At 73.8% G+C, this 18,858-nt stretch carries 18 protein-coding genes; 14 read left to right on the top strand and 4 right to left on the bottom strand.

Annotated features, from left to right (window positions below):
- Positions 1-648 (bottom strand): A/G-specific adenine glycosylase (locus IDM29_RS01950; RefSeq protein ID WP_309232662.1); only part of this gene is annotated, 648 nt, incomplete at its 3' end.
- A gap of 118 nt (positions 649-766) precedes the next feature.
- Between IDM29_RS01950 and IDM29_RS01945 the strand changes: the two genes are divergently transcribed.
- Complete coding sequence (locus tag IDM29_RS01945) at positions 767-1,390, top strand: DUF4232 domain-containing protein (protein ID WP_182112147.1); 624 nt, start codon at positions 767-769, stop codon at positions 1,388-1,390.
- A 31-nt stretch (positions 1,391-1,421) separates the two neighbouring features.
- Here IDM29_RS01945 and IDM29_RS01940 read toward each other — a convergent pair whose 3' ends face one another.
- The 3 genes from IDM29_RS01940 to radA all read right to left on the bottom strand — a co-directional run bounded on the left by IDM29_RS01940 (position 1,422) and on the right by radA (position 4,452).
- Positions 1,422-1,838, bottom strand: a complete 417-nt coding sequence (locus tag IDM29_RS01940; protein WP_182112146.1) for a VOC family protein — start codon at positions 1,836-1,838, stop codon at positions 1,422-1,424.
- Positions 1,839-1,880: 42 nt separating this feature from the next.
- Positions 1,881-2,966: a DNA integrity scanning diadenylate cyclase DisA gene (gene disA, locus IDM29_RS01935; protein ID WP_182112145.1), complete on the bottom strand. Its 1,086-nt coding sequence runs from the start codon at positions 2,964-2,966 to the stop codon at positions 1,881-1,883.
- A 64-nt stretch (positions 2,967-3,030) separates the two neighbouring features.
- Positions 3,031-4,452 (bottom strand): DNA repair protein RadA, encoded by a 1,422-nt coding sequence (radA, locus tag IDM29_RS01930; protein WP_182112144.1) that lies wholly within the window; start codon positions 4,450-4,452, stop codon positions 3,031-3,033.
- 61 nt (positions 4,453-4,513) lie between these two features.
- Here radA and IDM29_RS01925 point away from each other — a divergent pair, with 61 nt between their 5' ends.
- From IDM29_RS01925 to mmsB, 13 genes are all read left to right on the top strand, one after another.
- Entirely contained in the window at positions 4,514-5,134 is a 621-nt protein-coding gene (locus IDM29_RS01925; protein WP_182112143.1) for a TetR/AcrR family transcriptional regulator, read from the top strand.
- 84 nt (positions 5,135-5,218) lie between these two features.
- A complete protein-coding gene (locus IDM29_RS01920; RefSeq protein ID WP_182112142.1) occupies positions 5,219-5,956 on the top strand; it encodes an ABC transporter ATP-binding protein in 738 nt (245 codons plus the stop codon).
- A complete protein-coding gene (locus tag IDM29_RS01915; RefSeq protein WP_182112141.1) occupies positions 5,953-6,684 on the top strand; it encodes an ABC transporter permease in 732 nt (243 codons plus the stop codon). The genes IDM29_RS01920 and IDM29_RS01915 overlap by 4 nt, the downstream gene beginning before the upstream one ends.
- A 102-nt stretch (positions 6,685-6,786) precedes the next feature.
- Positions 6,787-7,614 (top strand): hypothetical protein, encoded by an 828-nt coding sequence (locus IDM29_RS01910; protein WP_188037136.1) that lies wholly within the window; start codon positions 6,787-6,789, stop codon positions 7,612-7,614.
- Between the two features lie 49 nt (positions 7,615-7,663).
- Positions 7,664-8,488, top strand: a complete 825-nt coding sequence (gene proC, locus IDM29_RS01905; protein ID WP_188037135.1) for a pyrroline-5-carboxylate reductase — start codon at positions 7,664-7,666, stop codon at positions 8,486-8,488.
- Positions 8,485-9,510 carry a LacI family DNA-binding transcriptional regulator gene (locus IDM29_RS01900; protein ID WP_255491647.1) on the top strand — a complete coding sequence of 342 codons (1,026 nt, stop codon included), beginning with the start codon at positions 8,485-8,487 and terminating at the stop codon, positions 9,508-9,510. Before proC ends, IDM29_RS01900 begins: the two co-directional genes overlap by 4 nt.
- 131 nt (positions 9,511-9,641) lie before the next feature.
- Complete coding sequence (locus IDM29_RS01895) at positions 9,642-11,264, top strand: xylulokinase (RefSeq protein WP_182112138.1); 1,623 nt, start codon at positions 9,642-9,644, stop codon at positions 11,262-11,264.
- Positions 11,265-11,317: 53 nt separating this feature from the next.
- Positions 11,318-12,034, top strand: a complete 717-nt coding sequence (locus tag IDM29_RS01890; protein ID WP_188037134.1) for an L-ribulose-5-phosphate 4-epimerase — start codon at positions 11,318-11,320, stop codon at positions 12,032-12,034.
- Positions 12,035-12,056: 22 nt separating this feature from the next.
- Positions 12,057-13,565 carry an L-arabinose isomerase gene (gene araA, locus IDM29_RS01885; RefSeq protein WP_182112136.1) on the top strand — a complete coding sequence of 503 codons (1,509 nt, stop codon included), beginning with the start codon at positions 12,057-12,059 and terminating at the stop codon, positions 13,563-13,565.
- Positions 13,566-13,830: 265 nt separating this feature from the next.
- On the top strand, positions 13,831-14,631 hold the full coding sequence (locus tag IDM29_RS01880) for a DeoR/GlpR family DNA-binding transcription regulator (protein WP_309232661.1): 801 nt from the start codon (positions 13,831-13,833) through the stop codon (positions 14,629-14,631).
- Positions 14,632-14,729: 98 nt separating this feature from the next.
- A complete protein-coding gene (chvE, locus tag IDM29_RS01875) occupies positions 14,730-15,890 on the top strand; it encodes a multiple monosaccharide ABC transporter substrate-binding protein (protein WP_182112135.1) in 1,161 nt (386 codons plus the stop codon).
- Between the two features lie 90 nt (positions 15,891-15,980).
- The gene (mmsA, locus tag IDM29_RS01870; protein ID WP_182112134.1) at positions 15,981-17,522 is read left to right on the top strand and encodes a multiple monosaccharide ABC transporter ATP-binding protein; all 1,542 of its coding nucleotides are present in this window, start codon (positions 15,981-15,983) and stop codon (positions 17,520-17,522) included.
- On the top strand, positions 17,519-18,700 hold the full coding sequence (gene mmsB / locus IDM29_RS01865; protein ID WP_188037133.1) for a multiple monosaccharide ABC transporter permease: 1,182 nt from the start codon (positions 17,519-17,521) through the stop codon (positions 18,698-18,700). The genes mmsA and mmsB overlap by 4 nt, the downstream gene beginning before the upstream one ends.
- The last annotated feature ends 158 nt before the right edge of the window (positions 18,701-18,858 follow it).

The following is an 18,858-nucleotide window of genomic DNA, read 5'->3' as shown; positions in this document are numbered from 1 at the left end:
GGCCGGCATGCCCGCGAGCCGCCACCGGCAGGTCGTCGCGACCGGGCACGCCCCGCACCGCGGTGCCCGGGCCGTGCAGACCAGCGCCCCGAGCTCCATGACGGCCGCGTTCCAGCGGGCGGCGGTCGCGTCGTCGTCGGGCACGACGTCGCCGGCGCGCCGCAGCTCGGCGGCGCTCAGGTGCGGGTCGGGCAGGGCGCGGCCCTCCAGGGCCCGGGCCAGCACGCGCCGCACGTTGGTGTCGACGACCACGCTGCGGCGGCCGCGGGCGAACGCTGTGACGGCGGCCGCGGTGTACGTGCCGATCCCCGGGAGCGCGAGCAGAGCCGCCTCGTCCGCGGGCAGCTCACCGCCGTGGTGCTCGACCACGGTGCGGGCGCACTCCTGCAGGCGCAGCGCCCGCCGCGGATAGCCCAGGCGGCCCCAGGCCCGCAGGACGTCGTCCGGGCCCGCCGCGGCGAGGTCCGCCGCCGTCGGCCAGCGCTGCATCCACGCGCGCCAGACGGGCTCGACCCGCGCCACGGGCGTCTGCTGGAGCATGACCTCGCTGACCAGCACGCCCCACGCCGTCCGCCCGGGCGCCCGCCACGGCAGGTCCCGCGCGTGCTCGTCGAACCAGGCGACCACGGGCTCGACCAGGGCGTGCACGGGGGAATCATCCCCCACGGGGCCGCCCGGCGCGGCGCCCCCGGGACGGCGGCGCCCCGCCGTACCGTGGCGGCAGCGGCCCCGTGCGGGGCCCGGAGCCCAAGGAGGGGACGATCCGATGAGCACCGTGCTGCGTCCCGTCGGTCCCCGGCCGCCACGCGTCTACTGGATCCGACGGCTCGTCCTGCTCGCGGCCGTCGTGCTGGTGCTCGCCCTCGCGTGGTCGCTCGTGAGCAAGGCGTTCGGGGCGGGAAGGGCGGCCGACACGCCGGACGACACCACCCCGGTGGCCGCGGCGGAGGCCGACGCCGAGGCCGCGACGGAGACCGTCGAGCAGCCGGCGGACGTCGGACCGGTGGCCTGCGCGGCCGCCGACCTCACGGTGACGCTCACGACCGACGCGCGCAGCTACCCCGCGGGGGCGCAGCCGACCTTCACCGTGGCGGTGACGAACGCGGGCACGATCCCCTGCACGGTCGACGCGGCCGCCACGCAGCGCGAGCTGGTCGTCACGTCCGGGGCGGACCGCATCTGGTCCTCGTTGGACTGCTCGCCCGACCCGGCCGCGAACCTCCTCCTGCTCGAGCCGGGCGGCCGAGCGGACACACCCGTGGTGTGGGACCGCACGCGATCCGCGGCCGGGTGCCCCGGCGGGCTGCCGGAGCCGGGTGCCGGGACCTACAGCGCGGTCGTCTCGACGCTCGGTGCGACCAGCGGGGCCGCGGTCTTCGAGCTCGGCTGAACGGAACGAGGCGGGCCGAGCTCGCCGACGGTCAGCCGACCGCGGGCGGGCCGGCCTCCTCGGCCGCGATCTCCGCGGCGAGGCCGGCGGGCGTGCTGTGCAGCAGGCAGAACTCGTTGCCCTCGGGGTCGGCGAGCACGTGCCAGCTCGCGTCCCGCTGCCCGACGTCGACCCGTGTCGCGCCGAGCGCGAGGAGGCGCTCGAGCTCGTCCTCCTGGCTGGAGCCGTCCGTGGGCCGCAGGTCCAGGTGCAGCCGGTTCTTGTGGGTCTTCGGTTCCGGTACGGCGAGGAACAGCAGGCCGCCCACGAGGTCCGCGGCGCGCGGCGCGACCCAGACCTCACCGTCGCCCTCGACGGCGGTCTCCCAGCCGAGCACGCCGGCCCACCACCGGCCGAGCCTCTCCGGGTCCGCACTGTCGATGATGGTCTGGCTGAGGAGGACGCCCATGGCGGCACGCTAGACCCGCCGGGCCGGGTGTGCCCGGCGGTGTCAGACGTAGCGCTCGAGGATGCTGGACTCGGCCAGCCGGGACAGACCCTCGCGGACGGCACGCGCGCGCTGCTCTCCGACGCCGTCGACCGCCATGAGCTCGTCGATGCCGGCGGCCAGGAGCTTCTGCAGGCCGCCGAAGTGCCCGACGAGGCGGTCGACGATGGCGCCCGGCAACCGCGGGACCTTGGACAGGAGCCGGTAGCCGCGGGGCCCGACGGCGCCGTCGAGCGAGTCCTCGACCGCGACCAGGCCGAGGATGCGTGCGATGTGGCCGAGGTCGAGGAGCTCGTTGGCGTCCAGCGCGGCGAGCGAGGCCTGCACGTCGGCCAGCCCGCGCCCGGCGCGACCGGGGTCGACGTAGTCGCGGATGACGAGCTGCCGGTCCGAGCCGACGCCGCCCACGAGCTCGTCGAGCTGGAGCGCCATGAGCCGGCCGTCGGTGCCCAGCTCGACGACGTAGCCCGCGATCTCCTCGGAGATGCGGCGCACCATCTCCAGGCGCTGGACGACGGCGGCGACGTCGCGCACCGTGACGAGGTCCTCGATCTCGAGCGCCGAGAGCGTGCCGCTGACCTCGTCGAGGCGGGACTTGTAGCGCTCGAGGGTCGCGAGGGCCTGGTTGGCGCGCGACTGGATGACGTCCGAGCCCTCGAGCACGTAGCGGCTCCCGCCCACGTACAGCGCGATGATCCGCATCGACTGGCTCACGGAGACGACGGGGAAGCCGGACTGCTTCGCGACGCGCTCCGCGGTGCGGTGACGCGTCCCGGACTCCGTGGTCTCGATCGTCGGGTCGGGCAGGAGCTGCACGGCGGCGCGCAGGATCTTCGTGCCGTCGCCGTTGACGACGACCGCACCGTCCATCTTGGCCAGCTCGCGCAGGCGGGTCGCGGAGAAGTCGACGTCGAGGACGAAGCCGCCCGAGCTCATCGACTCCACGACGGCGTCGAAGCCCAGCACGATGAGCGCACCGGTCCGGCCGCGCAGGATGCGCTCGAGGCCGTCGCGCAGCTCGGTGCCGGGCGCGACCGCGGCGAGGGTGGAGCGCAGCAGGTCCTCGGCGGAGCGCTCGGTGGTGACCACGTCCGAATCCTACGGGAGCAGGGTCGCCGCGGACCCGGCTCCGGGCGGCGCGGCGAGGGCGGGTTCAGCCCGCTGTCGCACGCCGACCCCGCGCGAGGACCAGCGCGCGCCCGAGGTCCGCCGCCTCGAGCAGCTCGAGGCCGGCGGGGACGTCGGCGCGGTCGAGGCCGCCGGCCGGCACGACGGCGCGCGTGAACCCGAGGCGCCGTGCCTCGGCCAGCCTCCGGCCGAGACCCACGACAGGCCGGATCTCGCCGGCGAGCCCCACCTCGCCGAGCACGACGAGGCCGTCGGCGAGCGGCACGTCCTCCATCGCGCTGGCGGTGGCGAGCGCGACGGCGAGGTCGGCGGCCGGCTCGACCACCCGCGCGCCGCCGATGGTCGAGACGTACACGTCCTTGTCGGCGAGCGGGATGCCGCCCCGGCGCTGCAGCACCGCGAGGATCATCGCGAGGCGGCTGCTGTCGACGCCGCTGGTCGTGCGTCGCGGGTTGCTGAGCATCGACGGAACCACGAGCGCCTGGAGCTCGGTCGCGAGCGGGCGGCGGCCCTCGAGGGTCACGGTCACGCACGTGCCCGGGACGTGGTGCAGCGTGTGCGACAGGAAGAGCCCGGAGGGATCGGCGAGCCCGACGATCCCGGCCTCGGTGAGGTCGAAGCACCCGACCTCGTCGGTCGGTCCGTACCGGTTCTTGCTCGCGCGCACGAGGCGCAGGCGCGAGTGCCTGTCGCCCTCGAACTGACAGACGACGTCGACCAGGTGCTCGAGCGTTCGTGGGCCGGCGACGCTCCCGTCCTTGGTGACGTGGCCGACCAGGACCGCGGGCAGGTCGCGCTCCTTCGCGGCGGCGATCAGCGCGGCCGCCACCTCGCGCACCTGGCCGACGCCACCCGGGGCGCCGTCCACCTGGGACGAGGCGATCGTCTGGACCGAGTCGACGACGAGCATGGTGGGGGACGTCGCCTCGATGTGGCCGAGCACCGCCCCCAGGTCGGTCTCCGCGGCGAGCATGAGGCCGGGCGCCAGCGCACCGATGCGCTCGGCCCGGAGCCGGACCTGCCCGGCCGACTCCTCGCCCGTGACGTACAGGACCCGCTGCCCCTCGGCGCGCGCGACGCGGGCGGCGACGTCGAGGAGCAGGGTCGACTTGCCGACGCCTGGCTCGCCCGCCATCAGCACCACGGCGCCGGGCACGAGCCCGCCGCCGAGGACGCGGTCGAGCTCGGCCACGCCCGTGGGCCGGGCGCGCGCCGTCTCCACGTCGATGTCCGCGATGGGCCGCGCGGGCGTCCGCGAGGTCGTGGCCACGGTGCGCGGGCCGGAGCCGGCCGCGGTGTCCTCGACGACGCTGCCCCACGCCTGGCACTCCCCGCAGCGCCCGGCCCACTTGGCGGCGGTCCAGCCGCACTCGAGGCACGTGTAGCCGGGGCGCTGGCTGCGCGCGGAGCGGCCGGGTGAACGGGTGGCGGAGCTGGCGGAGGGCATGGGGCGACGGTAGCCCGGGCCTGCGACACGGCCCGGCACGCGCGGCCCGTAGGGTGCGGCCATGAGCGGGACCACCGGCGACGGGGCGACGCCCCGGCCGCGGGGGCGCCGGACCGAGGGCAGCGCCGCGCAGGACATCCTCGAGGCGGCGCGCGCGGAGTTCGCGGCGCTCGGCTACGCCGGCACCAGCGTGCGCGGGGTCGCGCGTCGCGCCGGCGTCGACCCGCGCCTGGTCCGCTACTACTTCGGCGGCGGGAAGGCCGAGCTGTTCGCCATGGCCTTCGCCCGGCGGGAGATCGACCCGGGCGCCGCGGTGACGCAGATCGTCGCGGGCGGGCTCGACGGCCTGGGCGCACGCCTCCTGGACGCGATCCTGCGCACCTGGGACGCACCCGGGGGGCGGGAGCACTTCCGGATGGTCATCGCGGCGACCTCGACGGGCCAGGACCACCTGGTCCGGGACTTCCTGGCGAGCGAGGTCTTCGGCCGGGTCCGGGCCGCGATGACGGGCGACGACGCCGACCTCCGCGTCGGCCTCATCGCGACGCAGGTGGCAGGCGTCCTCGTGGCGAGGCACGTCCTGGAGCTGGAGCCGATCGCGTCGGCCCCCAGGGAGCGGATCGTCGCCGCGGTGGGCCCGGTGCTGCAGCACTACCTCACCGGTGACCGCGGCCCGTCCTGACCGCGGCCGCCCCACCCGCGCCGGACGGCCGGTCCGGCCGTCCGCCCCTTGCGTCGGGTGCGACCCGAGGAGGATATTCCTCACATGGGGAATACCGAGGCGGCGGCCGTGCGCGTGGCGGGGCTGCGCGTCGTCCGGGGCGGGGTGGAGATCCTGCGCGGGCTCGACCTGGCCGTGCCCGCGGGGAAGGTCGTCGGCCTGCTGGGACCGAGCGGGAGCGGCAAGACGACGCTCATGCGCGCCGTCGTCGGGGTGCAGCGGGTGGCCGGAGGGACCGTCGAGGTGCTCGGTCTGCCCGCCGGCCACCGCGACCTGCGCCGCCGCGTGGGCTACGTGACCCAGTCGCCCAGCGTCTACGCCGACCTCACCGTCCTGGAGAACCTCCGCTACTTCGCGGCCGTGCTGGGGGTGGGCAGCGCGGACGTGGACCGTGTGCTCGCGGAGGTCGACCTCGTGGGCGCCGCGGGACAGCGTGTCGACACCCTGTCGGGCGGCCAGCGGTCACGCGTCTCGCTCGGTGTGGCGCTGCTCGCGAGGCCGGGGCTGCTGGTGCTCGACGAGCCGACGGTCGGCCTGGACCCGGTGCTGCGGCGGGACCTGTGGGACCTGTTCCGCCGGCTGGCGGACGACGGCGTGAGCATCCTCGTGTCGAGCCACGTCATGGACGAGGCGCGGCGCTGCGACCGCCTGCTCCTGCTGCGCGACGGGCGCCTGCTCGCCGACGCGACCCTCCCGGACCTGCTCACCGAGACCGCCACCCAGGACGTCGAGTCCGCCTTCCTGGTCCTCGTCGGCCGGGCCCCGGGGGAGGTCGGCCGGTGAGCGCCCGGCTGACCCTGGTGACGGCGGGCCGCGTGCTGCGCCAGCTGCGCCACGACCGCCGCACGATCGCGCTGCTGCTCGTCCTGCCGTGCGTCGTGCTCGGGCTCGTCGCGTGGATGTTCGAGGGGACCCCGGTCCTCGACACGTTCGGGCCGGTCCTGCTCGGCGTCTTCCCGCTCGTGGTGATGTTCCTGGTGACGAGCGTCGCCACGCTCCGCGAGCGGCAGTCGGGGACGCTCGAGCGCCTCATGACGACGCCGCTGGGCAAGGGCGACCTCGTGGTCGGCTACGCGCTCGCCTTCGGTCTGATGGCGGTGCTCCAGGCGCTCGTCCTGACCGCGTTCGCCGTCTGGGTGTGCGGCATGGAGGTCGCGGGTGACCTCGGGGGCGTCGTCCTCGTCGCCGTGCTCGACGCGATCCTCGGCACCGCGCTCGGGCTCGCCGCCTCGGCCGTCGCGCGCACCGAGTTCCAGGCGGTCCAGCTCATGCCGGCGGTCATCTTCCCGCAGCTCGTCACGGCCGGGCTCTTCATGCCGCGCGCCGAGATGCCGGCCCCGCTCGAGGTTTTCTCGCGCGCCATGCCCCTGACCTACGGCCTCGAGGCGCTGCAGGACCTCGCCGCGGGGGCCGGGATCGCCGACGTGCGCGGCGCGGTGGGCGCGGTGGTGGCCTTCGCCGTCGGCGCGCTCCTCGTGGGCGCCACCACCCTGCGCCGCCGGACCGCGTGAGCGTCCGACGCCGTCGAGCGGCCTGACCTGGCCGACCGGCTCCCGCAGCGCGCGCCGCCCAGGCCCTAGGCTGGCCGCGCACCGGACCGCAGGGAGTGACGCATGACGAGCAGTGGCACGGATCCGCGCGACCCCGCGGCGGGCGGTCGCCCGCCCGCCTGGCCGTTCGGCGAGGTCCGGGCCCAGGAGGGCGCACCCCCGGCGGGCCGTGCGGGCGGCGCCGCGGGAGAGGATCGCGACGCGAGCCCCGCACGCCGGTCGCCCGCCCCGGAGCCGGAGCCCGCCGCGGGACGTCCGGAGCGTCGCACGCCGCCCGTGTGGCTGCTGGTGCTCGGCGCTCTCGTCCTGGTCGGCGCCGTCGTCGGCGGTGTGCTCCTGCTGGGCGACCGGGGCGGGGATCCCGCGGTGGCCCCGGAGCCCGAGACCGTGACGCTGCCGCTCCCGACGCCGACCGTGGAGCCGGTGGCGCGGGCGGCCGGGACGGCCTTCTCGGACGCCCTGCCGTCGACGGTGCTCGCGTACGCGCTGAGCGAGCTCGCCGAGGACCCGGCCGGCCTGCAGGCCGGGGCCGTCGAGGCCTACCGCCTCGCCTACACCGACGGCGCAGCCTCCGTCGTGCTGCTCGCGGCCCAGTGGGAGACGCCCGAGGAGGCGTCCGCCGCCTACGCCGTAGCGGTCGAGGCGCAGACGGCCGCCGCCGCGCAGGCCGGCGCGGGCGACGGCGCCGAGGAGGGCAGCGAGGACGAGGTCTCCACGGACACCGAGGAGGGCGCCGTCACGACGACCGACGGGGCCGAGGCCGGTCGCTACACGATCGTCCCCCGGGGCGACGGCACCGCGACCCTGACCTGGTGGAACGGCACCGCCGTGCTCCAGCTCGACGGCCCCACGGACGACGTCCGCGACCTGTTCGCCGCCTTCCCCCTCTGAGTCGCTCCGAGGGTCCCGCACGACCGCCCGCACACGGCAAGGAGTCACGATGTCCGAGGTACCGCTGGGCCGTGTCGCCGTGCTGGGCGGCGGCGTCATGGGCGAGGCGATCGTCGGCGCGGTGCTGCGCGCGGGGGTCGACGTCGAGGACGTCGCGGTCAGCGAGCGCTATGCCGCACGCGCCACGGAGCTGTCCGAGCGGTACGGGGTGCGCGCCGCGGACTCCGCGGGGAAGGTCGCCAGCCGCGCCGACGTCGTCGTGGTGGCGGTCAAGCCCGTCGACGTCGAGGCCGCGCTCGCGGAGATCGGCCCGCGCCTGCGGGAGGGGACGGTCGTGGTGAGCGTCGCGGCCGGGCTCCCGATCTCGTTCTACGAGGAGCGGCTGCCGGCGGGGACGCCGGTGGTCCGGGTCATGCCCAACACGCCCGCGACCGTCGGCGAGGGGGCGAGCGGGATCAGCGCCGGGACCGCCGCGACCGACGACCACCTCGCCGTGGTCGAGCGGCTGCTCGCCGCCACGGGCCTCGTGCTCCGCGTCCCCGAGCGCCTCCTCGACGCCGTGACGGCGATCAGCGGCAGCGGGCCCGCCTACGTGTTCTACCTCGTCGACGCCCTCGCGGAGGCCGGCGTCCTGCTGGGCCTGACGCGCGCGCAGGCGCTCGAGCTCGCCGTCGCCACCTTCCGGGGCGCGGCGACCATGCTGGCCGAGACGGGGGAGCATCCCGTCGTGCTCCGCGAGCGCGTCTCGTCCCCGGGCGGGACCACCGTCGCCGGGCTGCGGGAGCTCGACGCCCACGGCGCACGGGCCGCCGTGCTCGCCGCGGCGCAGGCGGCGCACGACCGGTCGGCGGCGATCGCGCGGGAGCTGGGATGAGCTCGCCCCGCCCGCCGGCGATGAGCGACGTCGCCGCCGTGGCGGGGGTGTCGCACCAGACGGTCTCGCGCGTGCTCAACGGGCACCCGAGCGTGCGTCCCGAGACGCGCCAGCGCGTCCTGGACGCGATCGCGGAGCTGGGGTACCGGCGCAACACCGCCGCCCGCGCGCTCGTGACCCGGCGCACGGGCACGGTCGGCGTCGTGACGTCGGGGTCGGCGCTCTTCGGGCCGACCAGCACGCTCATTGCCGTCGAGGGGGCCGCGCGCGACGCCGGGCTGTTCGTCAGCGTCGCGACGGTGGCGCGCTGGGAGGCCGCCGGGATGCGCCAGGTCCTGGAGCACTTCATGGACCAGGGCGTCGAGGGCGTCGTGGTGGTCGCCGCCCACGACGAGGCGGTCGAGGCCGTCCGGGCGTTCGACGCGCCGGTGCCGGTGGTCATGGTCGGTCCCAAGGACCTGCCCGGCGGGCGCCTGCACGCGGTGGCCGTCGACCAGTACGCGGGCGCGCGGCTCGCGGTCCGCCACCTCCTCGACCTCGGCCACGCCGACGTCGTCCACCTCGCCGGGCCGCAGGACTGGCTCGACGCCCGCGCGCGCGTCGCGGGCTGGCGCGACGAGCTCGCGGCCGCCGGCATCACGCCGGGCGAGCCGGTCGAGGGCGACTGGAGCGCGGGGCGCGGGTACGACGTGGGCTGCGCGCTGGTGCGCGGCGACCTGCCGACGGCGGTCTTCGCCGCGAACGACCAGCTCGCGCTCGGTCTGCTGCGCGCCTTCGCGGAGGCCGGCGTCTCGGTCCCGGGGGACGTGTCGGTGGTCGGGTTCGACGACGTCGACGGCTCGGCGCACTTCTACCCGCCGCTGACCACCGTGCGGCAGGAGTTCGCGGCGCTCGGGCGGCGCTGCATGGAGCTGCTGGTCGCGGCGATCGGGCGGGGGAGCGACGGCGTGCAGGACGTGGCGCCGACACTCATCGCGCCGCGCCTGGTGGTCCGGCGGAGCAGCGGGCCGGCGCGCGGCTGACGCCCCGGCCGGGACCTCGGAGCTCCTTGACATCTCTCATGTGAACGCTAACATCGGGTGGTCGTGAGCCGGCGCCTGTGGTGCCCGCTCCCCGACCGTGCCAGCGCCGCCACGCCCGAGGAGATGACTCGATGACGCTCGACCCCGCCATGGACGCAGGGGAGGCCCGCGCGGCGATCGCCCAGGGCCGCACCGCACTGGGCATCGAGCTCGGCTCCACGCGCATCAAGGCCTGCCTCGTCGCCGAGGACGGCACGACGCTCGCCACGGGCAGCCACGACTGGGAGAACGAGTACGTCGACCGCACCTGGACCTACTCCCTCGACGCGGTCTGGACCGGGCTGCAGGAGTGCGTCGCGGCTCTCCTCGACGACGCGCAGCGGCGCCACGGGATGCGACCGACGACGTTCGGCGCGCTCGGCGTCTCGGCGATGATGCACGGCTACCTGGCCCTCGACGCCGACGGCGAGCTGCTCGTCCCGTTCCGGACCTGGCGCAACACCTCGACCGAGCGCGCCGCGCGCGAGCTCACGCAGGCGCTCGGCTTCAACGTCCCGCTGCGCTGGTCCGTCGCGCACCTGTACCAGGCGGTCCTCGACGAGGAGCCGCACGTCCCCCGCATCGCGCAGCTCACGACGCTCGCCGGGTACGTCCACCACCGGCTCACCGGTCGCCACGTCCTGGGCGTCGGCGACGCGTCGGGCATGTTCCCGGTCGACCCCGCGACGCGGCGCTACGACGCGGGCATGCTCGCGCAGGCCGACGCGCTGCTGGCGGCGCGCCGGCCCGGCCTGCGGCTCGAGGACCTGCTGCCCGAGGTGCTCGTCGCGGGCCAGGAGGCCGGACGACTGACCGAGGCGGGCGCTGCGCTCCTCGACCCGACGGGCGGCCTGCAGCCGGGGATCCCGCTCTGCCCGCCGGAGGGTGACGCCGGCACCGGCATGGTGGCCACCAACGCGGTCGCGCCCCGGACCGGCAACGTCAGCGTGGGCACCAGCATCTTCGCCATGGTGGTCCTCGAGCAGCCGCTGGAGCGCGTGCACGAGGAGCTCGACGTCGTCACGACCCCCGCCGGCGACCTCGTCGCGATGGTCCACTGCAACAACGGGGCCAGTGAGCTCGGCGCATGGGCCGAGGTCTTCGGCCGCTTCGCTGCGGTGCTCGGCCACCCCGCCGAGCCGGACGCGGTCTTCGGCGCGCTGCTGCGCGAGGCGCTCGACGGCGAGGCCGACGGCGGCGGGCTGCTCGCCTACAACTACCTCTCGGGCGAGCCGATCACCGGGCTGGCCGAGGGCCGGCCGCTCATCGTGCGCACCCCGGGCAGCCGGCTGACGCTCGCGAACGTCGTCCGCACGCAGGTGTACGGCGCGTTCGCCACGCTGAGCCTCGGCATGCGCGTGCTCGCCGGCGAGGGCGTCGGCATCGACACGCTCTTCGCGCACGGCGGCATGTTCCGCACGGCCGGCGTCGCGCAGCGGCTGCTGGCGGCGGCCGTCGGCACGCCCGTCGCCGTGGCCCGCACCGCGAGCGAGGGCGGGCCGTGGGGGATCGCCGTGCTGGCTGCCTACCTCGGCGCCGCGTCCCAGCAGGACCTGCGGACGTTCCTCGACGAGCGGGTCTTCGCCGGCGCGGCGGTCGACGTCGTGGAGCCCGATGCCGCCGACGTGGCGGGCTACGCCACCTACCTCGAGCGGTACGTCGCCGGCCTCGCGGTCGAGCGCGCAGCGGTCGAGGCGACCGGCCGGCAGGACTGACGCGGCGCCGCCCCGCCACCACGCAGCACGCACCCCACGAGGCAGGAGAGACGATGACGGCCCGAACCCTGGACGCGTACCCCGACCACGTCCGCGAGTCCGTCGCGCGCACGCGCGAGGTCGTCGCGGCACTGCACGCCGAGCTCCCCCGCTGGGAGCTGGTGGTGTGGACGGCGGGCAACGTCTCCCAACGCGTGGTCGTCGACCCGCAGGCGGGGCCGGGCGAGGAGGACCTGCTCGTCATCAAGCCGAGCGGGGTCACGTACGACGAGCTGAGCGCCGACGCCATGGTCGTGTGCGACCTGGACGGCGAGCTGGTGGACGGCGACCGGTCGCCGTCGTCGGACACGGCCGCGCACGCGTACGTGTACCGGCACCTGCCCGAGGTCGGCGGCGTCGTGCACACCCACTCGACCTACGCGACCGCGTGGGCCGCCCGCGGCGAGCCCGTCCCGTGCGTGCTGACGATGATGGCCGACGAGTTCGGCGGCGACATCCCGGTGGGCCCCTTCGCCCTGATCGGCGACGACTCCATCGGTCGCGGCATCGTCGAGACGCTGCGCGAGAGCCGCAGCCCCGCCGTCCTCATGCGCAACCACGGCCCGTTCACGATCGGCCGGGACGCGAAGGCGGCGGTCAAGGCCGCCGTGATGTGCGAGGAGGTCGCGCGGACCGTGCACATCTCCCGGCAGCTCGGCGAGCCGCTGCCGATCGCGCAGTCCGACATCGACCGCCTCTACGACCGCTACCAGAACGTCTACGGGCGCTGACGCCCCACCCGAAGGAGCAACGATGACCAAGCCCTACGCCGACCGCGAGGTCTGGTTCCTCACCGGCAGCCAGGACCTCTACGGCGAGGAGACCCTGCGCCAGGTCGCCGAGCAGTCCCAGGCCATCGCGCGCGCGCTGGACGACGCGGACGCCGTGCCGGTGCGCATCGTGTGGAAGCCGGTCCTCAAGGACCGCGAGGCGATCCACCGCATGGCGCTCGAGGCCAACGCCGACCCCGCGTGCATCGGCGTCGTCGCGTGGATGCACACGTTCTCCCCGGCGAAGATGTGGATCGTCGGGCTCGACGCCCTGCGCACGCCGCTGCTGCACCTGCACACGCAGGCGAACGTCGAGCTGCCGTGGGCGACGATCGACATGGACTTCATGAACCTCAACCAGGCCGCCCACGGCGACCGGGAGTTCGGGTACATCCAGTCCCGCCTGGGGGTCGCGCGCAAGACCGTCGTCGGGCACGTGTCGAACCCGGCCGTGCAGGCGAAGGTGGGCACGTGGGTCCGCGCGGCCGCGGCGTGGGCCGCGACGCGTGAGCTGCGCCTCGCGCGCTTCGGGGACAACATGCGCAACGTCGCGGTCACCGAGGGCGACAAGACCGAGGCCGAGCTGCGCTTCGGCGTCTCGGTCAACACCTGGGGGGTCAACGACCTGGTCGCCGCGGTGGACGCGGTCGCCGACGCGGACGTCGACGCCCTGGTCGCGGAGTACGAGGACACCTACGACGTCGTGCCCGAGCTGCGCCGCGGCGGGGAGCGCCACGACGCCCTGCGCTACGGCGCCACGCAGGAGCTCGCGCTCCTCGCGCTGCTCGGCGAGATCGGCGCCACCGCGTTCACGACGACGTTCGAGGACCTCGGCGCGCTGCGTCAGCTGCCCGGGCTCGCCGTCCAGCGGCTCATGAGCAAGGGCTACGGCTTCGGTGCCGAGGGCGACTGGAAGACCGCGATCCTGGTGCGCGCGGCCAAGGTCATGGGGCAGGGGCTGCCCGGCGGCGCGTCGCTCATGGAGGACTACACCTACGACCTCGTGCCCGGCGACGAGAGGATCCTCGGCGCCCACATGCTCGAGATCTGCCCGACGCTGACGACCGCGAAGCCGTCGCTCGAGATCCACCCGCTCGGCATCGGCGGCAAGGAGGACCCCGTCCGACTGGTCTTCGACACGGATCCCGGCCCCGGCGTCGTCGTGGCGCTGTCCGACATGCGCGACCGCTTCCGGCTCACCGCGAACGCGGTCGAGGTCGTGCCGCCGTCCGCCGAGCTGCCGAACCTGCCGGTCGCGCGCGCGGTGTGGAAGCCGCAGCCGGACTTCGCGACGTCCGCCGAGGCGTGGCTCATGGCCGGCGCGGCCCACCACACGGTGCTCACCACCCAGGTGGGCGTCGACGCGTGGGTGGACTTCGCCGACATCGCCCGGACCGAGCTGCTCGTCATCGACGACGCGACGACGTCGCGCGGGTTCACCCAGGAGATCCGATGGAACCAGGCGTACTACCGCCTCGCCCAGGGCCTCTGACCATGCTTGCGCGGCGTTTCGCTTGCTTTCGGTGATGTTCCGAAACAGCGCGGGCCCGCACCCGGCCGAGGGCCGGGTGCGGGCGCGCGTCGGCGCGCCCGACGGCTGGCGCGCAGGCCACCGCGGTGAGTGCCACGGCAGGCCGTCCGCGCGCGGGGGACCAACGTCCCGGGCGCGCCGGCGGCGCTGCGGCGTTACTGTTTCGCAATCAAAAGTTGGCTTCACGAAGTTGACGCAAGCGTCGCGACCCCAGGACAGTGGGCGCGTGCTCAAGGACGAGGTCGAGCTGCTGCCCGCGACGCTGCGTCGCGAGCGCATGCTCCAGGTGATCGGCGAACGCGGGTTCGTGCGCGTCGCCGACCTCGCGGAGACCTTCGGCATCTCCGACGTGACGGTGCGCGCGGACCTCGCGGCGCTCCAGACGACGCACGCCGTGCGCCGGGTGCGCGGCGGCGTCATCGCCGGCGGGCCCGAGCGCCGCGAGCCGTCCTTCGAGGAGGCGGCCGTCGAGTTCGCGGGCGAGAAGCAGCGCATCGGCGAGCACGCCGCCGCGATGGTCTCCTCGGGGGCGAGCGTCCTGCTCGACGTCGGCTCGACCACGACGGCGATCGCGCGTGCGCTCGTCGCGCGCACCGACCTCGAGGGCGTCGTGGTCATCACGAACGGCCTGCGGGTCGCCCTGGAGCTCGAGCCCGCGATCGGCCGCATCGAGGTCGTCGTCACGGGCGGCACGCTGCGCCCCCTGCAGCACTCGCTGGTCGACCCCCTGGGCACCGTCCTGCTCGACCGGCTGCACGCGGACCTCGGCTTCATCGGCTGCAACGGGATCGACGCCGAACGCGGCATCACGAACCTCAACCTGCCCGAGGCCGAGATCAAGCACCGCATGATCGCCGCCTCCGAGCGCGCCGTCGTCGTCGCCGACGGCTCGAAGCTCGGCCAGATCCACCTGGGCCGCATCGCGCGGCTCGAGGACGTCCACAGCGTGGTCACGGGCCCCTCGGCCCCCGACCACGAGCTCGCGCGGCTGCGCCGCGCCGGCGCCGAGGTGGTCCAGGTGGAGTAGCACGACCAGCACTTCCTGACCCCCGCGGTCAGGGCCCCCGGGCCCCGCCCTGGACGTACCAGGCGGCCCATGAGCAGGACAGTTCTCGAGGAGGAGAAATGAGCACCAGGAAGTTTGCCGCGGTTGCGGTGGGCATGACGCTCGCAATGACGCTCGCCGCGTGCGGTGGCGAGGGTGCCGGGTCGTCCACGGACGACGAGGGCACGGACTCGGGCTCGGGTGAGTCGTCGGAGGGTGGCCTCATCGGCGTCGCGATGCCGACGCAGACGTCCGAGCGGTGGATCGCCGACGGCGACGCCGTCAAGGCGGGCCTGGAGGAGGCCGGGTACGAGGTCGACCTGCAGTTCGCGGGCGACGACATCCCGACCCAGTCGCAGCAGATCGACCAGATGATCACCAAGGGCGCCGAGGCGCTCATCATCGCCGCGATCGACGGCACCGCGCTCGCGAGCCAGCTCCAGGCCGCGGCCGACGCCGGCATCCCGGTCATCGCGTACGACCGCCTGATCCGCGACAGCGAGAACGTCGACTTCTACGTCACGTTCGACAACTACAACGTCGGCGTCCAGCAGGCGACGGCGCTCCTCGTGGGCCTGGGCGTCCTCAACGCGGACGGCTCCGAGGGCGAGGCCGCCGGCCCGTTCAACATCGAGGTCCACGCGGGCTCGCTCGACGACAACAACGCCCACTTCTTCTTCGCGGGCGCGATGGACACCCTCCAGCCGTACCTCGACTCGGGCGTCCTGACGATCCCGTCCGGCAAGACGGACATCGAGCAGGTCGCGATCCTGCGCTGGCAGCAGGAGGTCGCGCAGAAGAACATGGAGGACGTCCTCACGGCGGCCTACAACGACGGCAAGCCGCTCGACGGCGTGCTGTCCCCGTTCGACGGCGCGTCGCGCGGCATCATCACGGCCCTCGAGAACGCGGGCTACGGCTCCGCGGACAAGCCCATGCCGATCATCACCGGCCAGGACGCCGAGATCGCGTCGATCAAGCTCATCGTCGACGGCGTGCAGCACTCGACGATCTTCAAGGACACGCGCAAGCTCGCCGACCAGGCGGTCGTCGCGGCCCAGGCGTACCTGAGCGGCGAGGAGCCGGAGGCGAACGACACCGAGACGTACGACAACGGCATGAAGGTCGTCCCGTCGTACCTGCTCGAGTCGGACATCGTCTACGCGGACAACATCACGCCGCTCCTGGTCGACTCCGGGTACTACACGGCCGACGAGGTCGCGGCCGGCCAGACCAGCTGATCGCCGCCGAGCCGGCCTGGCGGGACGTCTCCCGCCGGGCCGGCTCGGCTCGACCGCTCGGTCACCCCACACGAGCGAGGAAGAGGCCGCATGAGCAGCACCATCTTGGAGATGCGTTCCATCACCAAGACGTTCCCGGGCGTCAAGGCGCTCCAGGACGTGAACCTGAGCGTCGAGCGCGGTGAGATCCACGCGATCTGCGGCGAGAACGGCGCCGGCAAGTCCACCCTGATGAAGGTCCTGTCGGGCGTGTACCCCCACGGCACGTACGAGGGCGAGATCCTCTTCGACGGCGAGCCGGTGCGCTTCGGGTCGATCAACGACTCCGAGCACAGGGGCATCGTCATCATCCACCAGGAGCTCGCCCTGGTCCCGTACCTGTCGGTCGCCGAGAACATCTACCTCGGCAACGAGCAGCGCGGGCGCGGCGGCCTCATCGACTGGAACCACACCAACGCCGAGGCGGCCAAGCTCCTCGCGCGCGTGGGCCTGGACGAGAACCCGACGACGCCCGTCGCCCAGCTCGGCGTGGGCAAGCAGCAGCTCATCGAGATCGCGAAGGCGCTCTCGAAGGAGGTCAAGCTGCTCATCCTCGACGAGCCGACGGCGGCGCTGAACGACACGGACTCCGAGCACCTGCTCGGGCTGCTGCGCCAGCTGCAGTCCCAGGGCATCACCTCGATCATGATCTCGCACAAGCTCAACGAGATCGAGGAGATCGCGGACCGCACGACGATCATCCGCGACGGCCGCACCATCGAGACGCTCGACATGAGCGATCCCACCTCGACGCAGGACCGGATCATCAGGGGGATGGTCGGCCGCGACCTCGAGCACCGCTACCCCGAGCGGACGCCCAGCGTCGGCGAGGAGGTGCTGCGGGTCGAGGACTGGACCGTCCACCACCCCACGCAGCTGGGCCGCGTCGTCGTGGACGGCGCGAGCTTCTCGGTGCGGGCGGGCGAGGTCATCGGCATCGCCGGCCTCATGGGCGCGGGCCGGACCGAGCTGGCCATGAGCATCTTCGGGCGCAGCTACGGGCGTGACATCACCGGTCGCCTCTACAAGCGCGGCGAGGAGATCAGGCTCCGGTCGGTGAGCGAGGCCATCGCCCAGGGCATCGCCTACGCCACCGAGGACCGCAAGCGGTACGGCCTGAACCTCATCGAGGACATCAAGCGCAACATCTCGGCCGCGGGCCTGCCGAAGCTGTCCAGCCACGGCTGGGTGAACAGCAACGAGGAGGTCAAGGTCGCGGAGGAGTACCGCGCGAGCATGAACATCAAGGCCCCCAGCGTGCTGTCCGTCGTGGGCAAGCTCTCCGGTGGCAACCAGCAGAAGGTCGTGCTGAGCAAGTGGATCTACACCGACGCGGACGTCCTCATCCTGGACGAGCCCACGCGGGGGATCGACGTCGGCGCGAAGTACGAGATCTACACGATCATCAACCGCTTGGTGGCCGCAGGTAAGGCGGTCGTCGTCATCTCGAGCGAGCTGCCCGAGCTGCTCGGCATCTGCGACCGGATCTACACGCTCGCCTTCGGGCGGATCACGGGCGAGGTCGACGTCGCCGAGGCCAGCCAGGAGCGCCTCATGGAGCTCATGACGCAGGAAAAGGAACAGGTGCAATGACTGGCATCGCCAACATCCGGGAGCTCGCGACCCGGAACATGCGGCAGAGCGGTATCTACATCGCGTTCGTGTTCATCGTCGGGCTGTTCGCGATCCTGAGCGACGGCCTGCTGCTGAGCCCCGCGAACATCTCGAACATCGTCCTGCAGTACTCCTACATCCTCATCCTCGCGATCGGGATGGTCATCGTGATCATCGCCGGTCACATCGACCTCTCGGTCGGCGCGGTGGTGGCCTTCACCGGCGCCGTCGCGGCGACCCTGGTCATCAAGAACGGCCTGCCCTGGTGGATGGGCATCGTCGCGGCGCTCGTCGTGGGCCTGCTCGTCGGCGCGTGGCAGGGCTTCTGGGTCGCGTTCGTCGGGATCCCGGCGTTCATCGTCACGCTCGCCGGCATGCTGCTGTTCCGCGGCGCGACCCTGCTGGTGCTCGGCAACATCTCGCTCTCGCCGTTCCCGCGCGAGTACAGCCAGATCGCCTCGGGCTTCCAGAACGGCCTCATCGGCGGCAACGGGTTCGACGCGTTCACCCTGGTGATCTTCGGCATCGCCATCGCCGGGTACGCGTTCAGCCAGTGGCGCAGCCGCCAGGCCCGCGTGCGCTACCAGCAGGCCGTCGAGGCCTTCCCGCTCTTCGTGCTGAAGATCGTGCTGGTCGCGGCGCTCGTGATGTGGTTCGCCTGGCAGCTCGCGACGAGTCGCGGCCTGCCGAACGTGCTCATCATCCTCGCGGTGCTGATCCTCGTGTACGGCCTGGTCACGAACCGCACGGTGTTCGGCCGGCACGTCTACGCGATCGGTGGCAACCTCTCCGCCGCCCAGCTGTCGGGTGTCAAGGTCCGGTGGGTCAACTTCTGGATCTTCGTCAACATGGGCTTCCTCGCCGGCGTCGCCGGTGCGGTCTACTCGGCCCGGTCCAACGGCGCGCAGCCGAACGCCGGCCAGATGTTCGAGCTCGACGCCATCGCCGCGTGCTTCATCGGCGGCGCGGCGGTGACCGGTGGTGTCGGCAAGGTCAGCGGCGCCATGGTCGGCGGCCTGATCATGGCCGTCATGAGCAACGGCATGCAGCTCATGAGCATCGACCAGTCTGTCCAGCAGGTCGTCAAGGGTCTCGTGCTCCTGCTGGCCGTCGCCTTCGACGTCTACAACAAGCGCCGCGCGGGCTCCGCTCGCTGACGCCTCCTCACGCCGCGCGACGCGCGCGGCCTCGCACGACACGACGCCCGGTCCGCCTCGGCAGGCCGGGCGTCGTCGTGCGCCGGTTCGGCGCGATTCGACCGTTATCGAGATGTGACCTGGGTCACTTGACCGTATGTGTGAGCGCTAACACACTC

This window comes from Actinotalea sp. JY-7885 (genome assembly GCF_014525465.1).
Taxonomy (GTDB): Bacteria; Actinomycetota; Actinomycetes; order Actinomycetales; family Cellulomonadaceae; genus Actinotalea.
Note: the sequence above shows the minus strand (reverse complement) of the source record. Positions and strands in the feature narration are given on the sequence as shown.

What these genes read in the sequence shown, in the direction of transcription:
- IDM29_RS01945 (WP_182112147.1), top strand. Translation starts at nt 767, where the DNA reads ATGAGCACCGTGCTGCGTCCCGTCGGTCCCCGGCCGCCACGCGTCTAC.
- IDM29_RS01940 (WP_182112146.1), bottom strand. Translation starts at nt 1,838, where the DNA reads ATGGGCGTCCTCCTCAGCCAGACCATCATCGACAGTGCGGACCCGGAG.
- radA (WP_182112144.1), bottom strand. Translation starts at nt 4,452, where the DNA reads ATGCCCTCCGCCAGCTCCGCCACCCGTTCACCCGGCCGCTCCGCGCGC.
- IDM29_RS01925 (WP_182112143.1), top strand. Translation starts at nt 4,514, where the DNA reads ATGAGCGGGACCACCGGCGACGGGGCGACGCCCCGGCCGCGGGGGCGC.
- IDM29_RS01920 (WP_182112142.1), top strand. Translation starts at nt 5,219, where the DNA reads ATGGGGAATACCGAGGCGGCGGCCGTGCGCGTGGCGGGGCTGCGCGTC.
- IDM29_RS01910 (WP_188037136.1), top strand. Translation starts at nt 6,787, where the DNA reads ATGACGAGCAGTGGCACGGATCCGCGCGACCCCGCGGCGGGCGGTCGC.
- proC (WP_188037135.1), top strand. Translation starts at nt 7,664, where the DNA reads ATGTCCGAGGTACCGCTGGGCCGTGTCGCCGTGCTGGGCGGCGGCGTC.
- IDM29_RS01900 (WP_255491647.1), top strand. Translation starts at nt 8,485, where the DNA reads ATGAGCTCGCCCCGCCCGCCGGCGATGAGCGACGTCGCCGCCGTGGCG.
- IDM29_RS01895 (WP_182112138.1), top strand. Translation starts at nt 9,642, where the DNA reads ATGACGCTCGACCCCGCCATGGACGCAGGGGAGGCCCGCGCGGCGATC.
- IDM29_RS01890 (WP_188037134.1), top strand. Translation starts at nt 11,318, where the DNA reads ATGACGGCCCGAACCCTGGACGCGTACCCCGACCACGTCCGCGAGTCC.
- araA (WP_182112136.1), top strand. Translation starts at nt 12,057, where the DNA reads ATGACCAAGCCCTACGCCGACCGCGAGGTCTGGTTCCTCACCGGCAGC.
- chvE (WP_182112135.1), top strand. Translation starts at nt 14,730, where the DNA reads ATGAGCACCAGGAAGTTTGCCGCGGTTGCGGTGGGCATGACGCTCGCA.
- mmsA (WP_182112134.1), top strand. Translation starts at nt 15,981, where the DNA reads ATGAGCAGCACCATCTTGGAGATGCGTTCCATCACCAAGACGTTCCCG.
- mmsB (WP_188037133.1), top strand. Translation starts at nt 17,519, where the DNA reads ATGACTGGCATCGCCAACATCCGGGAGCTCGCGACCCGGAACATGCGG.